Annotated in this window: 18 protein-coding genes; 6 read left to right on the top strand and 12 right to left on the bottom strand. The window is 39.2% G+C overall.

Features of this window, described 5'->3' with window-relative positions; all coding sequences use genetic code 11:
- Positions 1-60 precede the first annotated feature (60 nt).
- From pgsA to QQK02_RS06870, 4 genes are all read right to left on the bottom strand, one after another.
- Positions 61-645 carry a CDP-diacylglycerol--glycerol-3-phosphate 3-phosphatidyltransferase gene (pgsA, locus tag QQK02_RS06855; protein WP_284207238.1) on the bottom strand — a complete coding sequence of 195 codons (585 nt, stop codon included), beginning with the start codon at positions 643-645 and terminating at the stop codon, positions 61-63.
- A 47-nt stretch (positions 646-692) separates the two neighbouring features.
- The gene (gene uvrC / locus QQK02_RS06860; protein ID WP_284207239.1) at positions 693-2,531 is read right to left on the bottom strand and encodes an excinuclease ABC subunit UvrC; all 1,839 of its coding nucleotides are present in this window, start codon (positions 2,529-2,531) and stop codon (positions 693-695) included.
- 6 nt (positions 2,532-2,537) lie between these two features.
- Positions 2,538-3,182: a UvrY/SirA/GacA family response regulator transcription factor gene (uvrY, locus tag QQK02_RS06865; protein WP_284207240.1), complete on the bottom strand. Its 645-nt coding sequence runs from the start codon at positions 3,180-3,182 to the stop codon at positions 2,538-2,540.
- Between the two features lie 110 nt (positions 3,183-3,292).
- A complete protein-coding gene (locus QQK02_RS06870) occupies positions 3,293-3,544 on the bottom strand; it encodes a hypothetical protein (protein WP_284207241.1) in 252 nt (83 codons plus the stop codon).
- 152 nt (positions 3,545-3,696) lie between these two features.
- Here QQK02_RS06870 and fabA point away from each other — a divergent pair, with 152 nt between their 5' ends.
- Complete coding sequence (fabA, locus tag QQK02_RS06875; protein WP_284207242.1) at positions 3,697-4,212, top strand: bifunctional 3-hydroxydecanoyl-ACP dehydratase/trans-2-decenoyl-ACP isomerase; 516 nt, start codon at positions 3,697-3,699, stop codon at positions 4,210-4,212.
- Between the two features lie 43 nt (positions 4,213-4,255).
- On the opposite strand, the gene rmf is transcribed toward fabA, so the two are convergent.
- Both rmf and QQK02_RS06885 read right to left on the bottom strand, forming a co-directional pair.
- On the bottom strand, positions 4,256-4,429 hold the full coding sequence (rmf, locus tag QQK02_RS06880) for a ribosome modulation factor (protein ID WP_284207351.1): 174 nt from the start codon (positions 4,427-4,429) through the stop codon (positions 4,256-4,258).
- A 317-nt stretch (positions 4,430-4,746) separates the two neighbouring features.
- Entirely contained in the window at positions 4,747-7,887 is a 3,141-nt protein-coding gene (locus tag QQK02_RS06885; RefSeq protein WP_284207243.1) for a TonB-dependent receptor, read from the bottom strand.
- Positions 7,888-8,322: 435 nt separating this feature from the next.
- On the opposite strand from QQK02_RS06885, the gene QQK02_RS06890 reads away from it, so the two are divergent.
- Genes QQK02_RS06890 through QQK02_RS06900 form a run of 3 tightly spaced genes read left to right on the top strand, consistent with a single transcriptional unit; the run spans position 8,323 to position 11,482 of the window.
- A complete protein-coding gene (locus QQK02_RS06890; RefSeq protein WP_284207244.1) occupies positions 8,323-8,937 on the top strand; it encodes a TetR/AcrR family transcriptional regulator in 615 nt (204 codons plus the stop codon).
- Positions 8,934-10,124, top strand: a complete 1,191-nt coding sequence (locus QQK02_RS06895) for an endonuclease/exonuclease/phosphatase family protein (protein WP_284207245.1) — start codon at positions 8,934-8,936, stop codon at positions 10,122-10,124. Before QQK02_RS06890 ends, QQK02_RS06895 begins: the two co-directional genes overlap by 4 nt.
- Positions 10,125-10,132: 8 nt before the next feature.
- Complete coding sequence (locus QQK02_RS06900; protein ID WP_284207246.1) at positions 10,133-11,482, top strand: alkaline phosphatase; 1,350 nt, start codon at positions 10,133-10,135, stop codon at positions 11,480-11,482.
- A 74-nt stretch (positions 11,483-11,556) separates the two neighbouring features.
- Here the strand turns inward: QQK02_RS06900 and ydiJ are convergent, their stop codons facing one another.
- Positions 11,557-14,613, bottom strand: coding sequence for a D-2-hydroxyglutarate dehydrogenase YdiJ (ydiJ, locus tag QQK02_RS06905; protein WP_284207247.1), 3,057 nt, complete (start codon positions 14,611-14,613; stop codon positions 11,557-11,559).
- 84 nt (positions 14,614-14,697) lie between these two features.
- Entirely contained in the window at positions 14,698-15,717 is a 1,020-nt protein-coding gene (locus QQK02_RS06910; RefSeq protein WP_284207248.1) for a 6-phosphofructokinase, read from the bottom strand.
- Between the two features lie 191 nt (positions 15,718-15,908).
- Between QQK02_RS06910 and QQK02_RS06915 the strand changes: the two genes are divergently transcribed.
- Complete coding sequence (locus QQK02_RS06915) at positions 15,909-16,772, top strand: DUF6279 family lipoprotein (RefSeq protein ID WP_284207249.1); 864 nt, start codon at positions 15,909-15,911, stop codon at positions 16,770-16,772.
- A 123-nt stretch (positions 16,773-16,895) separates the two neighbouring features.
- Positions 16,896-19,076: an OsmC domain/YcaO domain-containing protein gene (locus QQK02_RS06920; protein ID WP_284207250.1), complete on the top strand. Its 2,181-nt coding sequence runs from the start codon at positions 16,896-16,898 to the stop codon at positions 19,074-19,076.
- A 38-nt stretch (positions 19,077-19,114) separates the two neighbouring features.
- Here QQK02_RS06920 and QQK02_RS06925 read toward each other — a convergent pair whose 3' ends face one another.
- The 4 genes from QQK02_RS06925 to QQK02_RS06940 are packed head-to-tail and all read right to left on the bottom strand — an operon-like array spanning position 19,115 to position 25,186.
- A complete protein-coding gene (locus QQK02_RS06925; protein ID WP_284207251.1) occupies positions 19,115-19,849 on the bottom strand; it encodes a hypothetical protein in 735 nt (244 codons plus the stop codon).
- On the bottom strand, positions 19,846-20,550 hold the full coding sequence (locus QQK02_RS06930) for a PepSY domain-containing protein (RefSeq protein WP_284207252.1): 705 nt from the start codon (positions 20,548-20,550) through the stop codon (positions 19,846-19,848). The genes QQK02_RS06925 and QQK02_RS06930 overlap by 4 nt, the downstream gene beginning before the upstream one ends.
- Positions 20,551-20,558: 8 nt before the next feature.
- Positions 20,559-23,681 carry an efflux RND transporter permease subunit gene (locus tag QQK02_RS06935; protein WP_284207253.1) on the bottom strand — a complete coding sequence of 1,041 codons (3,123 nt, stop codon included), beginning with the start codon at positions 23,679-23,681 and terminating at the stop codon, positions 20,559-20,561.
- 2 nt (positions 23,682-23,683) lie between these two features.
- Complete coding sequence (locus QQK02_RS06940; protein WP_284207254.1) at positions 23,684-25,186, bottom strand: efflux RND transporter periplasmic adaptor subunit; 1,503 nt, start codon at positions 25,184-25,186, stop codon at positions 23,684-23,686.
- Between the last annotated feature and the right edge of the window lie 2 nt (positions 25,187-25,188).

The raw sequence follows: 25,188 nt of genomic DNA on the forward strand, positions 1-25,188 counted from the left end.
TCAACTGCTTAAATTTCGACTAAGATGGCGGTTTTTTAACTAAAACCTTTCAATTTTTGGTTAATTTTTACCCTTCAATACCGGCCAAGCAATCATATAATATTGAACCATTGACCAAACCGTTAAAATTGTGGCAATAAAATATAGACCATAAGCTAAATTCATAAACCAAATTTGCGGAAAATCAAAGATTATTAAAGGGATATCATAATCTGGACGCCAAATAAGGCCAATAAGCGACAACATTTGGGCAGCTGTTTTCAGTTTACCAAGGTTAGAAACAGCGACGGCCTCTCGTTGACCATGGCTAGACATAAACTCCCTGATTGCACTTATAAAGATTTCTCTACCAATCATAAGAAACGCTGCGACGGTTATCCAAATACTTTGATAGTCTTGAACAATAATAATCAGTGCAGCTGCCACCATTAATTTATCAGCAACAGGATCAATAAATGCACCAAAGGCTGTAGATTGCTTCAATTTTCTTGCTAAGTATCCATCAAGCGCATCACTAATTGACGCTAACCAAAAAATGAACGCCGCACCAAAGTGATGCCATGAAACAGGCAAATAAAAGACAAAAATGAAAAATGGAATTAAAAGAATTCTAAAAAAGGTTATTTGGTTTGGAATAGTCCACATGATCTAGCTACAGCAAAATTTTTCTTTCATTCTACACAAGTTCGAGGCTAATTGTCATGTAATGCTTCGTAAATAGTCTGCGCGAGTGCTTTGCTAATTCCTGGTACTTTACATAAGCCATTTACATCTGCATTTTTAACTTCCTGTAATCCACCTAAATACTTCAATAACGCTTGACGTTTTTTCTGACCAATACCCGGAATACTTTCTAATGTTGATGACTTTGCCTGTTTTTGACGCTTAGCTCTGTGCCCGGCAATTGCAAACCGATGCGACTCATCGCGAATATGTTGAATCAAATGCAACGCTGGTGAATGCGCAGGTAAATTAATCAATTGATGAGAACCCGCTAAGATTAAAGTCTCTAAACCTGGTTTACGTGACTCACCTTTTGCAATGCCTACTAACAGTGGTGGTGTTGGGTGATTTAATTGATTAAAAAAGTCCTCAGCTCTTGCTAACTGCCCTTTGCCCCCATCTATAAATACAATAGAAGGCAATTGGGCTTCACTACTGACTTTCCCATAGCGCTTGTTTAATGCAAAAGACATTGCCGCGTAATCATCACCCGGCGTGATGCCATGGACATTGTATCGACGATAGGCACTTTTTAGTGGTCCATTAGTATCAAAAACAACGCAAGATGCTACCGTCTGTTGCCCCATAGTGTGAGATATATCAAAACACTCCATGGTTTGAATGCCGTTTGGTAATTCAAATACCTCATTTAACGCCGTAAAGCGTTTTGCGATGGATTCTTTTTCACTGTTCTTGGTTAACAATGCGTTTTCAGCATTGGTTGTCGCTAGTTTTAGGTATTGAGCACGTTCAGTTTTGACGTTAACGGAAAATTTGATGTCTTTATCCGTCAATGATTTAAACATTCGAACGAGCTCATCTGAGTCGTCCGGTAGTTCAGGTAACACGATTTCTTTAGGAATATGACGATTAGCGACATCACTGTTCAAATAATGTTGTGAAATAAAAGCTGCTAATAGCTCACTGATTGTCGTGTCTTCTGGAATTTTTGGAAAAAAGCTTTTACTCCCCAGCACTTTCCCTTCTCTAATGTATAACATATGTAAACAAACTTGTTGTTTAAGCTGGTATATGCCAATGACATCAAGTTCAGAAGCAAAACCACTCACATACTGCTGCTGCTGCACCTTACGTAAGGTTTTTATTTGGTCGCGATAGTTAGCCGCTTGTTCAAAGGCGAGCGACATACTGGCTTGGTCCATTTTTTCAACCAAAGTATCGATGACTAAATTGCTTTTACCGCGCAAAAACAATTTGGCTAACTTAACTTGTTCAGCATAATCGTCATCAGAAATTTTACCAACGCAAGGTGCTGAACAACGCCCAAGTTGGTACTGTAGGCACGGACGAGAGCGCGCTCTATAATAACTATCTTCACATTGTCGAAGCGGGAAAAGTTTCTGCATCAGGCGTAAGCTTTCCCAAACGGCGCCTACCGTTGTATAAGGACCGAAATATTCACCTTTGGTTTTTTTTGCGCCACGGTGAGAGCCCAATTTAGGATGCTTGTGTTCGGTAATCAATAAGTAAGGATATGATTTATCGTCACGCAGCAATATATTGTATTTAGGTAAATATTTTTTTATGTAGTTATTTTCTAGTAGTAACGCCTCTGTTTCACTATGGGTAACAGTGACGTCTATAAAGAATATATGGCTAACTAACGAGCGAGTTTTATTATTGGGAAGGTCTTTGCGAAAATAACTGGCTAAGCGCTTTTTTAGGTCCTTTGCTTTACCCACATAAATCACCTCTTGTGACTTATTGTACATACGGTAAACACCGCTTTGGTGTGTAACCGATTTTAAAAAAGCTTGGTGATCAAAAGGCGCTTCGGCAGTAGTCATCTAACGTTAAAGTTTTTCAGTATTTAACATGCCATGTCGAATGGCTAAATGGGTTAGCTCAACATCATTGCTTATATTAAGCTTTTCAAACATGCGATAACGATAACTATTAATTGTCTTTGTACTTAACATCAACTGCTCTGAAATGTCTGGTACTTTTTCACCACGAGTTACCATTAGCATAATTTGTAGCTCTCGTTCAGACAAACTACTGAATGGGTTTTCTTCTGGTTTCTTAAATTGGCTCAATGCCATTTGCTGAGCAATATCTGGCGTAATATAACGCTGACCACTGTGCACTGCACGTACTGCATTTACCATTTCTTCAGGGCCTGTACCTTTTGTCAGGTAACCAGCAGCGCCAATTTGCATTACTTTGGTAGGAATTGGGTCTTCACTGTGAACAGTAAGCACAATCACTTTAATATCAGGGTTAAAACGAATAATTTTTTTCGTCGCTTCTAAGCCACCAATACCTGGCATATTCATATCCATTAACACGACATCGGGTGTATTGGTACGACAAAATTTTGCGGCTAATTCACCAGTCTCACATTCGCCAACAACTTTTAACCCCTTGACGTCTTCGAGAATTCGGCGAATTCCTGTACGTACAAGTTCATGATCGTCAACAAGTAAAATATTAATCAAGACAAAGCCCTTTTAAGTAGCCAAAACAGACTACGAATTTATTCTTATTTATAGTGTAACCAAGATACAAGTTAACCAGTAAACTTGCAATACTGTGTATGCTTGACTGCTTATAAATCGTTCTTTTTAAGCCAGTTATTTAACAGGTTAATCTGGCCATTCTTATATGCTGCATAAGTAAGCCTTACAGCGTTACTCAAAATGACAGAATCTGACCAATTTGTTTGTTCTTGTATTAACTCATAGCACACCATAGCTTCTTGACTAAGGTAACCACGAGTTTCTTTCATTCCTTTCTCTTTTTGACGTTCGCGATAGCGCTTTTGCTTCTCAGCGTTTGTCATTGCTAGCTTTTTAGTCATACTGCTACTCCTGATAAATGCTCTAAAAAGGTAACGCATAACCAATTAAAGTACAATAATTAAAATAAATGCACTGCTCAGAGTTGTTTAGTGTACAACTGTTCGCTAAAGTAGCGGCGATTATCCTTTTTATTATGACTATTAAGAGCATTATGGAACGTAAAAATTCATTTACCAAAGAAGACTTAATTAAAGCAGGTACAGGCGAAATGTTTGGTCCTGGTAATAGCCACCTACCATCAGGCAATATGTTGATGATGGATCGCATTGTTAAAATCACTGAAGACGGTGGCGAACATGGTAAAGGCGAAATTATTGCAGAATTAGATATCACCCCAGATTTATGGTTTTTTGAATGCCACTTTACAGATGACCCTGTCATGCCAGGTTGTTTAGGTTTAGACGCAATGTGGCAATTGGTTGGTTTCAACCTTGCGTGGCAAGGTGGACCTGGTTTAGGTCGTGCTTTAGGTGTGGGAGAAGTCAAGTTTACTGGTCAGATTTTACCGACGAATAAAAAAGTGACCTATAACATTCAAATGAAGCGTGTGATCAAGCGTAAACTGTTTATGGGTATTGCTGATGGTACGGTTTCTGTAGATGGTCGTGTCATTTACACTGCTACAGACTTAAAAGTTGGTTTATTTGCTGACACGTCATCGTTCTAATGTGACGAACGCGGTCAATAGATGATTGACCGCGTGTTTACCTTTATTTATATAGCCCCTGTTGCCTATCTGACATAGCTTCACGCCACCCACCTAACCACTCTGATTTAATATCTAGATTTTGATAAGGACACGCTTCCTTAGAGCGGCCAGAAACACCTGCCTGATAACCTCGTGCATGCGCCCTATTTTGACGATCTCGTTTTTGTCTTTTCATCATTAAAAATTTCTCCTCTAACACATGTAAGCATCTTCAGGCGAACTGAGTAATTTATCTCTTTCTTGATTTAATTTGTTGGTGTTTGCCTTTGTCGGTAAGTGAAATTCCTTACGCATTTTGAGTAAAGATGCTGCGTAACGTTGAAGCAACGTTACTTAATGAATAGTAAATAAAACAAAGGATCGCAAACCAAGAAACAAAGAAATTCTAGTGATTGAAATTAAGCTATTGAGCTAGGTGACTATTTATTTTTTACCATGCAAAAAAAAAGTGCCACATAAAGTGGCACTTTTATCAGTATTAATGAGTAACGATTAGAAATCGTATTTAATACCTACACGCATTTCCCATAATGAAGCATCAGCTACACGAGTTTGACCCGCTGGCTCGATAAATTCATTAAATACGTATTGACCAGCATCGTTAATTGACGCATCAATCATTGGTTGTGCACGTGGGAAGCTAGCCTCATACATTACACCCCAATCATCGTTAAGCATATTACCGAAGTTTTCGATGACTAAGAATGCGCTTGCTTTGTGATCTTTCTTAAAGCCAGGTAATTCTTGCGTGATCTTGATATCAAACTTCGTCCACCAGTCACTGTAGATACCGTTACGCTCCATGATACCACCAGCGTATTTATCTAAGCCTTCAGCTTGAACGTAGTCGAAGAATGCACCTTGGTCGAAATCATCACCAAACACAACGTTTGGATCATCAGCACCTGTTGGAATGTATGCTAAATGACGAGAGATGAAACCAACTGAGTCACCAAATGCCCAGCCGCTATCAAATGTGTAGCTGTATGGACGGCCTTCGTTTGCAGAACCAAATACTGAGAACTTAGTTGCGTAGTTATCAACGAATTCGTGCTCGTAAGATACTTTTAACGTAAAGCGATGCGGGATCTCGTAGTTAGATGTACCTACACCTGGGTTTTCTGGATCAGATGTATTGTTTAAGTAGTTAGAGAACGCCACTGAACTCGTCATTGGGCTTACTTCTTTAGACTCAGTGTACGCATAACCAAATGTCCAATCTAAACCAAAGTCATAAGACTTAGAAAGTGCAAATGATAATGAAGCACGGTGACCAGTGTCACCCTTCACGTTCGTTAACATGAAGTCTTGGCTACGGCCATTTGAGCTTGTGTAAATTGGACGACCGTCAGGTGCTGTTTCACCAGAATCTTGACGTGTAACATCACTAATAACAGCTGCATTTCTCATATCAGAGTATAAGAAATCAGCACTAAATACATAATCATTCTCTAAGTAGAATGTTGCACCTAACGCGTATTTCCATTCTGAAGGTACTTCGAAGTTAGGGTCAAGTAAGTTAATACCGCCTGGTGCACCGTTACCTGCAGTCACATTGTCATATTGATCTTGCGGCACATTCCATACCGGACGACCGTCACCCGTCATTGGTGTATTGAAAAGGTCTGTTGGTGAAGTAGTTTCACGTGTCTTAACAAGGATAACACCGTTGTTTTGGTAATTATTGCCTAACCATACGTTAGGGTTACCGCCTGAGTATAAACCGAAACCACCACGTACTTCTAAATCGTCACTGACTGTCCAGTTAAAACCGAAACGTGGCTGAACTAAGTCGTAACCATCTAGGTTTTGTGAGTTAGAGAAACCGTATAAGTCTTCAACAATTGGGTTTTCAACCGGTAAATCATCACTTTTGTACCAATCGTAACGCACACCATAAGTTAACGTTAAGTCATAATCATACATGTAGTATTCATCTTGAATATACAATGTATGGATGTCGTAACCAAATTGCGCTGCCGCGTCTTCTGGATTATTGGTTGCTACCGCATTATCGTAATAAATACGACTAGCTAAACCATTACGGAAATCATCTATAGAGTTAAAACGGAATTCACCTTCAGCATGTTGAACGAAAAGGTTAAATACATCTAAACTCTCGTATTCATAACCACCAGTAATAATGTGGTCGCCTACTAGGTATGTACCAGCAAGTTTGAATACATCTGTTTCATAGCTTAAACGGTTAGCATGACGCGAGTCATCAGCACCAAGGTAAACTGTTGCTCGTGCGCCATCATTTTCTGTACGGATTTGAACTTCACCAAAATCAGTGCCACCAAGTGGTGTTACTGTTTGTAGGAAATCAGAAGTACCAATACGCACTTCAGTTGAGAAACTATCAGTCCAATCTGAGTAAACTGATGCTACAACGGATTCAAATTCTGCATATTGATCGTAGTAGTGGTTTGAGAATTCAAACTCATTTGAATCACCATCTGATTCACGAATCGTATTACCGTCGTTGTAGTTATAAACTAACGCTGCACGGTGATCTTCATTGATGATCCAATCAAGTTTAGCCATGATTTTTTCATCTTCTACAGGTAGGTTAGTAATTAACTCACCAGGTTCATAACCATAGACGTTACGAGAGATATCTAATATTTCGTCGTAATCTGCTTGGCTTAAACCTTCAACTTTAACGGCTGCGTTTGAATCTGCTGTACCACGATCAAACGTATCTGCGCCTTTTAATTTTTCATAAGAACCAAAGAAGAATAACTTGTCTTCAATAATTGCACCGCCTAAGTTGAAACCGTAACGTTGCTCATCGAATTTACCCGTTGATATGTCTTCACCTTCAAGGCTATCACCACGCATTGAGTCATCTGTGTAGTCATAGAAGAAACCACCAGTAAGTTCATTAGAACCCGACTTAGTAACAGCATTGATGTTACATGCAGTAAAACCGCCGTACTGAACATCAAATGGTGCTAATTCAACACTTACTTGTTCGATTGAGTCGTAAGAGAAAGGAATACGAATTGTTGGATAGCCACTCGTGCCTAAACCAAAGTTATCGTTGTTACGAATACCGTCTACCGTAAAACTATTAAAGCGAGGGCTAGCACCACCACATTGAATACCGTCGCTGCGACTTTCATTGATATATATTCGTGGATCAATACGAACTAAATCTTTAATATCACGGTTAATTGCAGGTGCGTTTTGTAGGTCTTCGTAACCAAAGTTAGCTGAAGGCGCATTTTCACCCGACGTTGAGTGAAGGTTGCGACCAGTAACTGTGATTGTTTCTAGGTTTGCTGACTCTAACTGGACACTTAAGTTAAAGGTTGAACCAAGAGTTAGGTAAACATCTTCATGTGTTTTTGAACCGTTAGCGTCCGTAACAATAACTGTGTATGGACCACCAACTTGTAAACCACGCGCACTAAATGTACCCGTTTCATTTGATGTAAATGTTTTGACACTACCCGTACGTGAATCAATAACTTGTATTGAAGCACCAGAGACTAACTCTCCAGTTGGCGCAATAACTGAACCACGAATACTTGATGATGTGTTATCAGCAGCAATAGCTGACGTTGACAATCCTAGAGCAAATACAACAGCTCCAGCAATGTGTGAGAGGCGATGAGCTTTCATCATTTTTCCCTTATTTATAATAAAGTTTATAGTTATTTACGTCATAGACGTGTAATTAAAAAAATCTCGCTTATTAAACATAGGCTTATTTACAGTTTAATTACAATTTTATAGCAGTTTTATTTCTCCCAGGTTATCCAAACCGTCAGCTTTTGATAGAAGCCTCTATTAACACGTTGTTAAAAGTGACAAACACAAGCAAACAAACATAACCATCTAGATAACTTTTGTAATTTTCTGTTATTTTATGAACTAATTCAATAGAATTGTGCATGCTTTGTTAACATTTTAGTGGTATTTTCAATCCAGACACTATGTTAATAGGCTGTTAACACGAATTAGATTTTAACTATTTAATGACAACACCGTTAATTCGTTGAATAATTCACGGCATAGCTTAAATAAATACTTAATTATTGTTAGTTCAAGGCGAGTAAAGTGAATAAACAGGCAAATAAGAGAAAACAAAGCCAAGATGCGATTATGGATGCAGCGCGAGATGAGTTCATTCAACAAGGTTTTAAAGGTGCAACCGTCCAAGCAATTGCTGATAATGCCAACATGCCAAAGGCAAATGTACTTTATTACTATCAAAATAAAGAAAACCTTTATCACAAGGTTTTAGAACAAACACTAGAGATGTGGGATACGGCCATTGGCGACATAGTGCTAGAAGATGGCCCTAAGATTGCCTTAGAACGTTTTATTTCTGCAAAAGTAGACATTACCTTTGAAAACCCAAAAGCATCAAAAATATATGCCATGGAAATCATCCAAGGTGCTCAACATATTGATAACTTTGCTCGGGTATACCTACGTAATTGGGTTAAAGAAAAATCTCAAATATTCGAACATTGGATGAATGCAGGCGAGATGGCAAAAGTTGATCCAGTAAAGTTAATTTTTCTTATTTGGTCGACGACTCAGCATTATGCTGATTTTGAAACACAAATATTGAATATCACTAATAAGCAAGAGTATGAGCAAGAAGATAGAGAACAAGTAAAAGCTTTCCTCGTTAATTTTATTTTACAAGGCTTAAACATTAAATGAATCGTTTAACTCAAACATTAGCGTTAGGTGTTGCATTACTAGGTCAAGGTTGTATGTCTGAAACTGAAAAACCAAGCCAATTAAAAGTTGCCACTTTCAATGTGTCGATGGAAGCGCTTAATTATATGCCTTATGAACAAGGTAAAGAGCGTATACCTATGGGCAATGAGTTGGCAATGGCATTAGCGACTCAACATCAGCAAATAAAAAATATAGCTCATATTATTCAAGATGTTCGTCCTGATATTCTCTTGTTAAATGAATTTGACCGTCAAGACGAATTACACCAAAGTGCACTGGCTCAGTTTAAAGATAAATACTTAAACCAAGGCGACAATGCAATTGACTATCCCTACTTCTATCAAGGCCCTGTAAATACAGGCGTACCATCTGGCTTAGATTTTAATGGCAATAGTTCACATACAGATAGCCCCGCAGATACTTATGGCTTTGGTTATTTTCCAGGCCACTTTGGCATGGCTTTGTTGTCAAAATACCCAATTGATGCACAGGCGATAAGAACCTTTCAAACCTTTAAATGGAAAGATATGCCCAGTGCTTTAAAGCCAGTTGAACCATCAACCGGTATTGCTTATTACAACGACGAAGCATGGCAAGCATTTAGGTTAAGTTCAAAATCACACTGGGATGTACCTGTAACCGTTCGCGATACGACAGTGCACATATTAGCTAGCCACCCTACTCCTCCTGTTTTTGACGGACCGGAAGATAGAAATGGTAAACGTAACCATGATGAAATTAGAATGATTAACGATTACGTCACGCCTAACCAAGCAAATTATCTGTATGACGACAACGGGAAATATGGTGGTTTAGGTGAAAATAGTCGTTTTATCATCTTAGGTGATCTTAATGCGTCTAGTGTCGAAGGTGATGCGATTAATTCCGGTATTGAAGCTTTACTAAACAATCCAAACGTACAAGATCCCAAGCCACTAAGTAAAGGTGGTGAACTTCATAAACCAGACAATGAACATGCAAAATATCATACAGCATATTGGGGCATGCGAGCAGATTACGCATTACCGTCACAATATGGCTTTAGTATTAAAGATTCGGGCGTTTATTGGCCTGAAAAAGACAGTGAAACGTATTATTTGATCAAAGATAGAGGTGCATCATCAGATCACCGTTTAGTTTGGGTCAACTTAGAAATCAAAAAATAGAGTATAAAATGAAGAAAATCCTAAGCTCTTTAGCGCTATTAACCTCTTTCCACGTTAGTGCTGAAGCGCCACAAAATATCATCATGGTCGTGAGTGACGGAATGGGACCAGCCTACACCACCGCCTATCGTTATTACAATGACGATCCTGCAACCCCAGAAATAGAAACCACAATATTTGATAAATACCATGTTGGCTCGTCAAGTACTTACCCTGCGAAGGTTTCAGGTTTAGTGACGGATTCTGCAGCAAGCGCTACGGCATTAGCTTCAGGTGTTAAATCATACAATGGAGCAATTGGCGTAGACGTAAATGAGCAACCTGTTAAGAGTGTATTGCATCAAGCAAAACAAATAGGCAAAAAAACTGGCATTGTCGTGACCTCACAAATCAACCACGCTACACCTGCCGCTTATATGGTGCATAACAAAAGTCGTCAAAATTACGATGAGATAGCTGATAGTTACTTTGATAATCGTATCAACGATCAATTTATCGCCGATTTAATGCTTGGTGGTGGTTGGCAATATTTTATTCGTAAAGATCGCAATGTTGTTAACGATTTTAAATCTTCGGGATTTCACTACCTAGATGACTATAATCAATTATCAAACTTACCAAAAGACAAACCAGTTCTTGGTTTATTCGCAGATAAAGGCATGCCTCAGGCGTTAGATTATGGCGATAAGTATCGCTTATCGACAATGACGGCCGCAGCATTAGACTACTTGCCAAACGACAAAGGCATGTTTCTTTTAATTGAAGCAAGTCAAGTTGATTGGGGTGGTCATAGCAATGATATCGCTTATTCAATGTCAGAAATGTCAGATCTAGAAAAAACCATGGCGGTACTCGAGAAGTTTGTAGAACAAAATCCAGATACACTTGTTGTACTAACGGCTGATCATTCTACAGGCGGCATGACTATTGGTGCTAATGGTGATTATGCTTGGCATCCTACGTGGATCAAAAACCTCACTGCATCAACTCAAAGCATGGCGCAAGAAATTGGCGATAATGGTTTGGATGTATTAAAACTTCAGCAAGCATTAGGCTTTCAATTAACACCTGAAGAACAAGATGAACTTACCACGCAAATGGATAAAGCACTCGCCTACTGGACTGAAAATGAGATTAAGTTTTTAGCAAAAGGCTATAGCCAAGCTAGCACGGTTACTAGAAAAATGCGTAAAGCAATTACACAGTTAATCGACAAGCGCACAAATACGGGTTGGACTACAAGCGGACATACTGGTGTTGACGTTCCCGTGTATGCTTTTGGTAAAAATAGTGAGTTGTTTATAGGTCAGCTCGATAATGTTGATATTGCCACTACGATATTTAATTTATTAAAGTAGCCTACAACTAAAGAAAAAAGGCGATGCTAACTATGTTAGCATCGCCTTTTTTATATCAGTATCTGACGATAAGTTTAGTGATTTATTAATAACTCATTTAGCGCCGAAACTGGATGCTTTGGCTTAAACTTAGCCATTCGTTTTACTTGGGATCGACAAGAGAAACCAGTCGCTAACATTTGTTGCTGGTCTATATTATTTACTTTATCTTGCCAACTCATCTTGTACAGCGCTTTTGAGTTATTTACGTTGCTAACTTCATGGCCATATGTCCCCGCCATACCGCAACAACCTACAGATACGTTGTTCAACTGCAAGCCAAATTGTTCAAAAATCGCTTGCCACTGACTTTCGCTATTGGGTAGCGCCGTTTTTTCTGTGCAATGACCAAACAAACTAAAGACAATATTTGAATTAAGTTGAGGGACATTTAATTGCTCTTTTTGCTCAAATAGCCATTCATGGGCTAATAATACTGAAAAATCACCACGGTTTTCCCCAAGTACTTGTTGATACTCATCACGATAACAAAGCACGAGGGATGCATCTAAGCCAATCATTGGTATATTGAGTTGGCTCACTTGATTAAGAAAATCACTTGCTGATCTTGCTGTTTTCGCAAAGCGATCTAGAAAACCTTTAACATGCTGTGGCTTCCCGTTTGGTTTAAACGGCAAAAGCACTGGCTTTCGCCCTAGGTGCTTTATCACAGACATTAAGTCTTCAACCGTTTGCGCATCATAAAAACTGGTAAACGGATCTTGAACAATAAAAACATATTGATCACGAGCTTCTTGCGATAATTGGCTAAAATAATTTAGATCAAACAACTCATAACGTTTCTCAATGACTAAGTTTTTAAGCGTTGGTACTGATAGTAAAGGCGTATCGGCATAGCCAATAGTTGCTCTTGAAAATTTGTCATAGATGGGCGAATTTAAAACGGCATTAACTACGCGAGGCATTTTAGCCATCACAGGCGCCATAGACTCGACATTGGCAACAAGATGATCCTTCATCGGTCTCATATAGCGGGTATGGTAAAGCTGAATAAAGCGTGCTCGCAAATCTGGAATATCGACTTTTATTGGACACTGGCTAGCACATGCTTTACAGGCTAAACAACCTTGCATAGCATCCATTACTTCATGTGAGAAATCGTCTTTTTTGTGTTTGGTCAATTGATTTCTTACTTTCGATAGTAGCTGCTGAACAGACCAACCTGATGTATTTTCTTCAAGTGATAAAACATCAACGCCTTTATCTTCAAGTAGCCTTAACCACTCGCGCATCAAGCCTGCTCTACCTTTAGGTGAATGTCTGCGATCGCGTGTTACTTTACTTGATGGACACATTGGGCTATTCGGATCGAAGTTAAAACATAAACCGTTACCGTTGCAATCTAACGCGTGAGAAAAGGACTCTTTAACGGTCACTGGGATTTGTCTGTCGTAATAACCTCGTTTAGTATCGTCAACACTAACTAAGCGTTCAGACGATGAAATCGGTGTACATATTTTGCCAGGGTTCATTTTATTGTGCTGATCGAATACGGTTTTAATTTTTCGTAATTCAGTAAATAGCTCTTCACCGAAAAAGTCTGGACCATATTCACTACGGTACCCTTTACCGTGTTCACCCCACATTAAACCGCCGTACTTGGCTGTTAACTTAACCACTTCATCTGATAATGTACGTAATAGTTTTTCTTGCTCTGGATCACACATATCAAGTGCAGGTCTAACATGCAGTACGCCGGCATCAACATGACCAAACATACCATAATGTAAATCGTAGCTATCGAGAAGCGCTCTAAATTCAGCGATAAAATCCGCCAAATTTTCAGGTGGCACAGCGGTATCCTCGGCAAATGCTAGCGGTTTTTGGCTACCATCTGTGTTACCTAATAAACCAACCGCCTTTTTACGCATGGCGTATAATTTACCAATACTGCTTAAATCACTGGTAATTTGATAGCCAATAACACCACCTTGTTTGTTCGTTATCGCACTGTCTAGTCTTTGTTTTAATTGGTCAATGCGCGCTTTCATCCAACTTTCGTCTTCAGTATTGTATTCAACGATATTCAGGCCATCCATTGTTTGACCTTCAACGTCGGTGATCAGGTCACTCACTGAATGCCAAACGATGTCTGTTTTAGCAAGGTTTAGCACTTTAGAGTCAATGGTCTCAACTGATGTTGCTTGCGCTTCTACTAAGAATGGCGAATGACGAAGTGCGGAGTCAAAACTGTCATATTTAATGTTGATCAGTGTTTTAAATGTTGGGATCGGTGTTAAGTTTAGCTTTGCTTCACAAACAACAGCTAACGAACCTTCAGATCCGGTGATGATCCTTGAAAGATCTAGTTGTTTTAAGTCTTTATCGAGGACATTTTCTAGATCGTAGCCCGTTAAAAAGCGATTTAAACGGGGGAATTTATTTAATACTGCATCACGTTTATCTAAACAACTTGCAAGCACTTGAGCAGTAATTTTACCCATTGTAGAGTTTTCTTTCGCCAGTGCTTTGGCGACATCAAGGCCGATAGGCTTGGTTTCTAATAACTCACCGTTAGCCAGTACACTTATCAAACCTAATACGTGATCGGATGTTTTACCATAAACTAATGAGCCTTGACCTGACGCGTCTGTATTGATCATTCCGCCAATGGTAGCGCGATTACTGGTAGATAAATCAGGAGAGAAGAAAAAACCATAAGGCTTTAAAAATGCATTTAATTGATCTTTAACAACACCGGCTTGCACCTTTACCCAACGCTCTTCAACATTTATATCAAGAATGTTGTTCATGTATTTGGATAAATCGACAACAATACCAGGCGTTAAACTTTGGCCGTTAGTGCCTGTACCGCCGCCTCTGGCACTGAATTTTATTTCTTGAAACTCTGCTTGATTGGCTAAATCGGTAATTGTTTGCACATCACTAATGCTTTTAGGATGCAAAACCAATTGTGGTAGTTGTTGATAAACACTGTTATCTGTTGCTACAGCTAATCGAGCACTGTACTGACAGTTGATTTCACCATCATATGACGAGTTTTCAAGTTGTTGAGCAAATTGCTGGTATCGTGCAGAGACTAATTCTTTTGGTGCTAAACGAGGTAACATCTTAACTAATAGGCATTATACAATAGAGGCAACAACTATATCATAACCATACAAAGATGTTACCTCGCGCCTTAAATTACTCTGCTATAAATTATCTATTTTAGTTGGGTTAATCGCTTTAATATTTTTATGCGCCTGAATAAGGTGATCGGGTACCATTTTGGTGTGTTTGATTGCATCTAACAGGGGCACTAGTATTGGCTTAGCATAGCGTTCACCAATCATAAACCCTGACATCCCCCCTTTTAATGCCTCAACAGCAGCAACACCTAACTTAGTTGCTAAAATACGATCGTTGGCACTCGGCGCGCCTCCGCGTTGAATATGACCTAATATACATGCTGACGCATCAATAAAATCATAGCGATTAAGTTGATCACGTAATTGGGTAACGCCACCAGGCCATAAATTTTCGGCAACGCAAATCAAGAAACTATTATTACAACTGTTTTGATATTGTTTAACCTGTTTAGCAAGCGAATCGATGACTTGTTCAGGATGTTCTGTGTCGGTATTTTCGAAAGATAAAATCGCTTCAGCGCCTGAAGCTAAACCAACATGAAAAGCAATATGGCCACTATGACGGCCCATTAGCTCTATAATAAATACCCGATCGAAGGCATCCGCCGTATCTCTTATTTTATCTACCGCTTGAATAGCTGTATTAATGGCTGAAGAAAACCCAATGGTATTATCGGTACCGTCAAGATCATTATCAATGGTACCTGGTAAGCCAATGACTTGCCCTGCCCAGTGCTCTTGAATCGCTAACAAGCCATTAAAAGAACCGTCGCCACCAATCACCACTAGTGCGTCAACCTTATCTTTTATCAACGTTGAAACGGCTTGTTTTATACCTGCACTAGTGCGCATTTCTTTGCAGCGCGCGCTTTTAATAATGGTGCCACCTAAGTGAATAATATTATCAACATCGCTTTGCGTTAATCGAATTGACTCACTATTAATTAAACCGTTATACCCGTGTTTATAACCAATAACTTCAACACTACTATCAAGCGCCAGCACAATCGCCCGGATAGCTGCATTCATACCCGGAGCATCGCCACCACTCGTTAACATGCCTACTCGTTGAATATTTTTCATGACAAATTCCATGACAAAACTAATCTCTATAAGCTAACATCATATTTCACTAACTATTTGATAACAAATAATCAATTACTACAAATTGTAATTGCCTTCTTACTAAAGTGAACTTTACTTTAAAATATTGTTCGAACAAAAAACCAAATACGTCGTTACCGCGTATAAGAAAGAAGATAAAGGAAACTTCTATGTTTGCAGTCCGTCGTTCCATCATTGTTATTACACTTAGCATCTTTATGTCTGGATGTTCGTTTTCGTTCGTCTATAACAAACTAGATTGGTGGGTTAGCTGGTATTTAGACGATTATGTTGAGCTTGATAAAACCCAGCAACATGTTTTTGACAAAGCATTCAATAGATTGCATGCCTGGCATCGTACAAATGAATTAATGAGGTATCATAGTCATTTAGCTCGGTTTCAACAGCGGGTTAATGAAATTCCAACCGGAAACCCAATTACAGCCGATGAAATTTACGCCCATACCAATGAGATGCAAGAACATTGGTACCGATTTATAGATGCTGCTGAGCCTTACCTGTCTCCCCTGATGGCACAACTTTCATCTAAACAAAAACAAGGACTTATCGATAATTTAGCAGAGCGTAATGACAAACGTGTAGAAGAACGGAAAAAGTCGACCTACGAGAAACGAATAAAAGAGAATATAAAGGATCAACAGAAATCATTTAAAAAATGGTTTGGTCGTTTATCAAAACATCAAAACTTACTGGTTGAAGAAACAACGCCAACTTACACATCAAGTTTCGATGACTGGATTGCCTATCGAACACTTTGGTTATCTAACTTTGATAATGCACTAATGACTGATGCAGACAACCAAATCAATGCTGTAGCATTGACCCATGCTTTGGTGAATGCTCAAGATTTGCGTTCACCAGAATTTAAGGAAAAGATTGAGTATAACAACCGCATTTTCGCGCAAATGTTGGCCGAATTTTTAAACCAAGCATCTGCTAAACAGTTCAAGCGCTTTAACCGACGTGTAACCTCATATTTAGAAGACTTTGAAGAACTAGCGCAAGAGAATTAACCCAATGCTAAATAATTGTTGATTTGCCAAGACACTCGCCTTAAAAAACGGGATAATAGCGCCAATTATAAATAACATGACTTTGCAGATCGCAAGCAAAGTCATAAGTCATTAGGTAACTCCATGGAAATTAAAGTTAATTTTCTCGATAACTTGCGTCTTGAAGCAAAATTTGACGATTTCACCGTCATTGCTGACCAACCTATTCGTTATAAAGGTGACGGCAGCGCGCCAAGTCCATTTGATTATTTTCTTGCGTCTTCTGCATTATGTGCCGCCTATTTTGTTAAGGTTTACTGTAACGCTCGCGATATTTCTACTGACAATATTCGTATTTCACAAAACAACATTGTTGACCCTCAAGATCGCTACAATCAAGTTTTTCAGATTAATGTCGAATTACCAGATAGCCTAAGTGAAAAAGACAAACAAGGGATATTACGTTCAATCGAACGTTGTACCGTTAAAAAGGTCGTCCAAACAGGACCTGAATTCAAAATTGAGTCGGTAGAAAATCTCGACGAAGACGCACAAGCGATGTTGATGGTTAACGCTGACAACCAAGATAGCACCTATATTTTAGGTAAAGACCTTCCGTTAGAAAAAACCATTGAGAATATGACCAATATTCTGGCTCAACTTGGTATGAAAATAGAAGTAGCCTCATGGCGCAATATTGTACCGAATGTCTGGTCTTTGCATATTAGAGATGCAGCATCGCCAATGTGCTTTACTAATGGTAAAGGCGCTACGAAAGAAAGTGCACTATGTTCGGCTTTAGGGGAGTTTATAGAGCGCCTCAATTGCAACTTCTTCTACAATGACCAGTTTTTTGGTGAAGAAATCGCTAATAGTGATTTCGTTCATTACCCTAATGAAAAATGGTTTGAATTAACGGTTGATGATTCTTTACCTGATGGCTTATTAGATGACTATTGCTTAGAAATCTATAACCCAGATCATGAATTGAAAGGCTCTCACTTAATTGATACAAACTCGGGTCGAAAAGATCGTGGGATTTGTGCTATTCCTTACACCAGAAAGTCTAATGGCCAAACCGTTTATATTCCTTCTAACTTGATTGAGAACTTATACTTAAGTAATGGCATGAGTGCGGGTAATAATATGGAAGAAGCACAAGTGCAGTGTTTATCGGAAATATTTGAACGAGCCATTAAAAAGCAAATTATTGAACAAGAGTTAGTGTTACCCGACGTACCAGCAGAGGTGTTAGCTAAATATCCAAGCATTGTTGATGGAATAAAAGGCCTAGAAGAGCAAGGCTTCCCCGTCTTAGTAAAAGATGCATCTCTGGGCGGACAATTCCCTGTAATGTGTGTCACACTCATGAACCCTAAAACTGGTGGTGTATTTGCTTCATTCGGCGCCCACCCGAGCCTAGAAGTTGCCATAGAACGCAGTCTAACAGAGCTATTGCAAGGTAGAAGTTTTGAAGGGCTTAATGATGTACCTCGCCCTACGTTTAATTCAATGGCAGTACAAGAGCCGGAAAACTTTGTTGAACACTTCATTGATTCAACGGGTGTTGTGTCATGGCGTTTCTTTAGTAGCAAACATGATTTTGAGTTTGTTGAGTGGGATTTCTCTGGTACAAATGACGAAGAATGCAATACGCTATTTGGTATTTTAGAAGACCTAGGTAAAGAAGCCTATATTGCAGATTTTCATGTCTTCGGTTCAAGCGCTTGTCGAATCTTAGTCCCTGATTTTTCAGAAGTATACCCTGTTGAAGATCTTATCTGGGATAATACAAACAAAGCATTGCTTTACCGAGAAGATATTTTGAACCTTCATCGTTTATCTGACAATGAGTTAGACGACTTAGTTAAACGACTGGAAGAATCAGAGCTCGATGTTTACATTGATATTCGTACCTTAATTGGTATTGAATTTGATGAAAACACCGATTGGGGCCAGCTTACCATTTTAGAACTAAAAGCGTTAATTTACCTAGCATTGGGTGAGCTTGATGTAGCCTACGATCTTATTGGTGAATTCTTACAATACAATGATAATACGGTTCAACGAGGCCTATTCTATCAAGCGGTGCACAACGTGTTAGACATTGCATTAGACGACGAACTAGAAATAGAAGATTTCTTAACGTCATTAAATCATATGTACGGTGAAGCGCTGATGCACAATGTTATTGGTACAGTAAATAGTACGGTTACATTCTATGGTTTAGCGCCAACAAGTATGAAGCTTGAAGGCTTAGATAAGCATTTGCGTTTAATTGATAGCTATAAAAAACTACATACGGCTCGAGCAAAATCGATGTAACTGATAACAGTTAGTTAGCCACAGTAAAAGTCACCACTTTAATTAAGTCGTGGCTTTTTTTTCAGTCTCACTTTGTACTGTCCTTTACGTATCATATAACTGACCCATAGCGTGCCCGTCAATGAAAGCCAAAAAGCAATAACAGAAAAAAACATCATCAAATAGTTATTGAAACTGCCTTCTTTTGCATAATCCATAAAATGGAGCATAAAGAAAAAGTCTGCAAATCGTTTGTTATCATCAGTGTGACCAATAATATGCCCGGCATGCGCATCAACATATACGCTGGTATTTACCTGATCATCAAAATCAACACGCCAACTTGCGTTTTTTTGTTTAAGTAACTCTATTGGTTTTTCCATCAGCGTAATTCGAAAAGGTTGGCCTGAACCGTTATAGCTCAATGTCGCTATTTGTTTCGCAATATCTTTTGTAATAGTAAAAGGTGTTAAATCGGTCACTTCAAACAATTGGTAGTCTTGCTTAAAATGTGGGTATAGCGCTTTAGAAAAGTAAGCTAAATAATGGGCGCTTCCTAACACATTAACGACGTCTATCGAGACAATGTTTGGATGGGACACTAACAAGTTTTCTATTGGCATCACATTAGCTAGATCAAAAACAATATTATGAGCACCTTGCACTTTATATTGGTTTCCAGATACCTTTTCGCTATCCATGACATTGAAGTAAAAACCGCTAACAAGCCATATCATTAGCTGCAGGCCAACAACTAACGACAAGATATAATGAAGTTTTCTGATAAATTTCATCGCATCGCCCTATTGCTCGAACGGCTACGCTTACTAGCCAATTTACTGAAAACTAAATAAAGCCCGCAACCACAACTTAATAGGCCAAGTAGTGTTGTACACCAAAGTAACCAGTTGTCTACTTCACTCGTTTCATAATCCATTATATGGAAACGAAACATCCAATCAAAAAGTCGCCAAAAACTATGTCGTTTGGTAACAATAGCGCCGCTTTGCGCTGAAATATACAGACTTGGCAACGCAAAATCATCAAATTGAACCTGCCAAACAGGTAAGTGCCGGGAGCTCACTTCAAAAGGTTGGTTTTCTTTAAACAACAAAACAGAAGTAACGGCGCCTTTACCCGTATAGGCATGAATAGCGATTTGTTTCGCTAACGATTCATCAATAGGTGACAGAAGATTTCCGTTAGTTGCATCAATTAGCAATTTACTGCATTCGTTATCAATCTGATAGACAGGTAGCTCAATGAGCACTTTCAATGTTAATGATGCTAACGTCGGGAAACGATCCTGTAAATGAGCAACAGTCACATTGATTTTCGACGGGTCAATGGCCTTTTGGTGGTTGTGAACAAGTAAGTCACCATGAATATAATGGATATTAAAATACACCATATACATACCAGTTATTGACCAAATCAAAAACTGAACCGCCAATATTGCCATTAACCATTTATGAAAACGTCGAACTACTCTCACTCATGCCCTTATTTACTAACCTGATGTTTTCGCCATAAAAAATACACAGCGGGGATTACAATTAACGTTAACATTAACGCGCTAAACATACCACCCACCATAGGCGCAGCAATACGACTCATAATTTCTGAACCTGTACCACTACCGTATAAGATAGGCATTAACCCAATTATGATGGTAGAAACTGTCATCATCACAGGTCGAACTCGCTGACCTGCACCCGCAAGAATTGCATTTTTCAATAAGGCTTCTGGCAGTTTGCCGTCATGACCTTGTTCATTTTTTATGAGATCGTTAAAGGCTTGATTTAGGTATACCAACATAATCACGCCAATTTCTACGGCGACACCTGCTAGTGCTATAAAGCCAACACCAACTGCTACACTAAAATTAAAGCCTTCAATATAAATCAACCAAATACCACCAATAAGCGCTAAAGGCAGAGTCCCCATAATAATGGCAACTTCTGCGAAACTTTTAAAACTCATATAAAGCAAAATTAATATGATTGCTAAGGTCAGTGGTAATACGTAAGTTAACTTATCTTGAGCGCGAGACAAATACTCATATTGGCCAGCCCAACTTATTGAATAGCCTGGCGGTAATTTAATTTTTTCATGAATTAACGCTTTAGCGCCTTCAACGTAATTACCTAAATCAACACCTTCAATATCAACGAACGTCCAGCCGTTAATACGTGCATTCTCACTTTTTATACCGGGTGCGCCGTCTTCGAGATAAATAGATGCGACATCAGCTAAGGCAATACGTTGGCCATTAGGGGTGATAATCGGTAGTTTATTTAGTTGCTCTGGCGAATCACGATAAGCTTGCGGATATCTCAGGTTTATTGGATAACGTTCAAGCCCTTCAACCGTTTGTGTAATATTCACACCACCAATAGCTGTTGCGATAACTTGTTGAACATCGTCAATATTCAAACCGTAACGCGCTGCTTTTAGTCGATTAATGTCGATCTTAATATATCGACCTCCAGCGACACGCTCTGAATAGACTGACGCCGTACCAGGATAACCTTCAAGTACTCGTTCTACTTGCTCACCTATAGACTGGATAACGTCTAGCTCAGCGCCCGCTATTTTAATACCAACAGGTGTTTTAACGCCTGTTGCTAGCATATCTATTCGTGTTTTTATTGGCATAACCCACGCATTGGTTAAACCAGGGATCTTTACTAAATGATTAAGCTCTTCTTTTAAAATTTTCGTTGTAACGCCTTCGCGCCATTGCGCTTTTGGCTTTAATTGAATAAAGGTTTCAATCATTGTTAACGGCGCAGGATCTGTTGCCGTATCTGCTCTACCTACTTTACCAAAAACGTTTTTAACTTCTGGCACAGTACGGATTAACTTGTCGGTTTGTTGTAGCAGCTCACGTGCTTTACCAATAGATATACCAGGATGTGTCGTTGGCATATACATGATATCGCCTTCGTCGAGTTCTGGTATAAACTCATGACCGATCTTGCTCACTGGATAAAATCCTAACAAGGTTATCGCAAAAACGATAAACAACGTAAGTTTAGGAAATGACAATACGGCTTTCAGTACCGGACGATAAGTGTTGACTAACAATCGATTGACTGGATTCTTTTGCTCCGAGGTTACTTTACCTCTAACAAAATATCCCATAAGAACCGGTATTAACGTCACAGCGATACCTGCCGAAGCTGCCATTGCATAAGTTTTCGTATACGCTAGCGGTGAAAACATTCGTCCTTCTTGCGCTTCTAAAATAAAAACCGGCAGAAAACTCACGGTAATAATCAATAAACTGAAAAATAGTGCAGGACCTACTTCTGTCGCTGACTTAGCGACGATTTGCCATCTATTTTCTGGTGTTAGTGGTGTCCTTTCCATGTGTTTATGCATGTTTTCTATCATGACTATTGCACCATCTGTCATCGCACCAATAGCAATAGCAATCCCGCCTAGCGACATGATATTTGCGTTTATTCCTTGGTAGTACATGATAATGAACGACACAAGGATACCTATGGGCAGACTAATGATAGCGACAAATGATGATCGGATATGGAAAAGAAAAACGATACACACTAAAGCAACAACGACAAATTCTTCGGCAAGTTTGGACCATAGATTTGATACAGCTCTTTCAATCAAGCCGGAACGGTCATAAACAGTTACGATTTCTACACCCTGTGGTAGTCCCTTCTTTAGCGTAGTTAGTTTATCTTTAACGCGGTTAATTGTTTGTTGAGCGTTTTCACCAAAACGCATGACAACAACACCACCAACCACTTCGCCTTCACCATTTAGTTCGGCAACACCACGTCGCATCTGTGGGCCTAATGTTATCTGCGCTACATCACTTAACAACAAAGGTGTGCCTTGATCGTTAACGCCTAAAGGAATGTTAGACAGATCATCAACAGAATTAATATAGCCTGACGCGCTAACCATATACTCCGCTTCAGCCATTTCAATAACCGATGCACCTACTTCCTGATTGCCTTGTTTTACCGCTGTTTCGATAAGGCGCAGAGGAATACCGTAAGCGCTCAGTTTTTCGGGGTTTACCATCACTTGATATTGCTTAACCATACCGCCAATACTTGCTACTTCTGAAACACCAGCAACGGTTTGCAATTCAAATTTTAAAAACCAATCTTGTAGCGCACGTAGCTGGCTTAGGTCGTGTTTGCCCGTTCGATCAACGAGGGCATAAAGATAGACCCACCCAACACCTGTTGCATCAGGACCTAACTGAGGTTTTGCTGAGGAAGGTAACTTAGGCGCTACCTGTGATAAATATTCCAAAACACGAGATCTTGCCCAGTACATGTCGGTATCGTCGTCAAAAATAATATAAACATACGAATCACCGTAAAAAGAAAATCCTCGCACTGTTTTGGCACCGGGGACAGATAACATTGCCGTTGTGAGTGGGTATGTTACTTGATCTTCAACGACCTGTGGCGATTGGCCAGGATAGTTCGTTTTAATGATAACTTGAACATCACTCAAATCAGGTATGGCATCAATAGGCGTATTTTTAAAAGCGAAAATACCAAAGCCAATGGTGATCAATGTAACGAGTAAAACAAAGAAACGATTATTAATCGACCAATGAATTATATGAGATATCATTATTAATGCCCCTTGTGTTGATCATGTGTTTTATCTTCAAGCACCACAAGCTCTACAACAACGAATTCATCTCGAATTTCAAAGGTAAAGTTAATATTTTGACCTATTTCCAACTCGGAAAGATTAATATGGCTGGCAACAACAAAGTCCATTGTCTCAGCCTCTCTATTCCATTTAACAATCGCTTCTCTTGATATATTTAGTATCCGTGAATCGATATTGATTTTATTGATAACGCCATCAACATTAGCATTCATAATATCAGTTACGTCGTCCTCATCGGGCATCATTCTTAAGAAATCAGATGAAATACTTGATTCAGAATCCAGTAGGAATTGAGCTGAAACTACTACTTCATCACCGCTGTTAATACCTTCTAAAATTTCTATCACCTCATGGTTAACATGTCCTATTGTGACGTTAACTGACTTGAATCTACCTTGTCCTAGGGCTAAAACTACTCTATCGTCTTGCCCCGTTCGAATCACGGCTTCTTTTGGTACCAAAACAGATCGTTGAGATGATTGGTTTTTAATACGTAATTCAGTAAACATATTCGGTTTGAGTAAGCGATCTGCGTTTACAAAACTTAGTCGCACACGCAAAGTACGTGTAGCTGCGTTTAAACTTGGGTAAATATATTCAATATCGCCCTGCCATACCTTGCCTGGGTAAGTGGCTAACGTCATATCTACTTTGGCATTTTCAACAATCAACGACGCATCGCGCTCAAAAACTTCGCCTTCAACCCAGACTTCATCAAGTTGCCCAATACTCATCAGTGTATTACCGGGTTTAACATAGAAGCCCTCGCGAACTTTTAAGTCATCTAAAACGCCAGACTGCGGCGCGTAAAATGTAACCGTTTGGCTAACCTTTTTATTTGTGCGTAATCGTTCTATATATTCCTCACTTAACTGTAGCGCTAACAACCGTGCTTTTGCAGCCTGTATTAATGTGTTGTTCTTGCGATTGAGTGCAATTAAATACTCTTCTTGCGCACCAACCAATTCAGGAGAATATAGTGTGTAAAGTGCTTGATTTTTTACTACAGGATCGCCAACTGTCTTTACATAGAGCTTTTCTATCCAACCATCAACACGCGGATGAATATGGACAAGTTTATCTTCATCGTACTTTACGATACCAACAGTCGTTATAGTCTGTTCAAAATAATCTTGTGTAGCTATTGCGGTTCTTACACCTAAGTTATTAACAACCGATGATGAAATTTCAACAACACCTTCGCCAAAATCGTTAGCTGATTGAGGCTCATCATAAACAGGCACTAAATCCATGCCCATCGGTGATTTACCAGGTTTATCTCTTCGATAGTTCGCATCCATTGGCGCAACCCAATAAAGCGGCTCATTTTTAGCGCCGCTATCGGTGGCACTAGGCGTTTGTGTCCCTTCGAAAAAAAGCTTACCCATTAAAATACCAACCATTAACGCAGCAAGCACACCAATAATCATTGGTACTATCGCTATTTTTTTTGTATTCATTA

This window comes from Thalassotalea eurytherma (genome assembly GCF_030161415.1).
Lineage (GTDB): Bacteria > Pseudomonadota > Gammaproteobacteria > Enterobacterales > Alteromonadaceae > Thalassotalea_G > Thalassotalea_G eurytherma.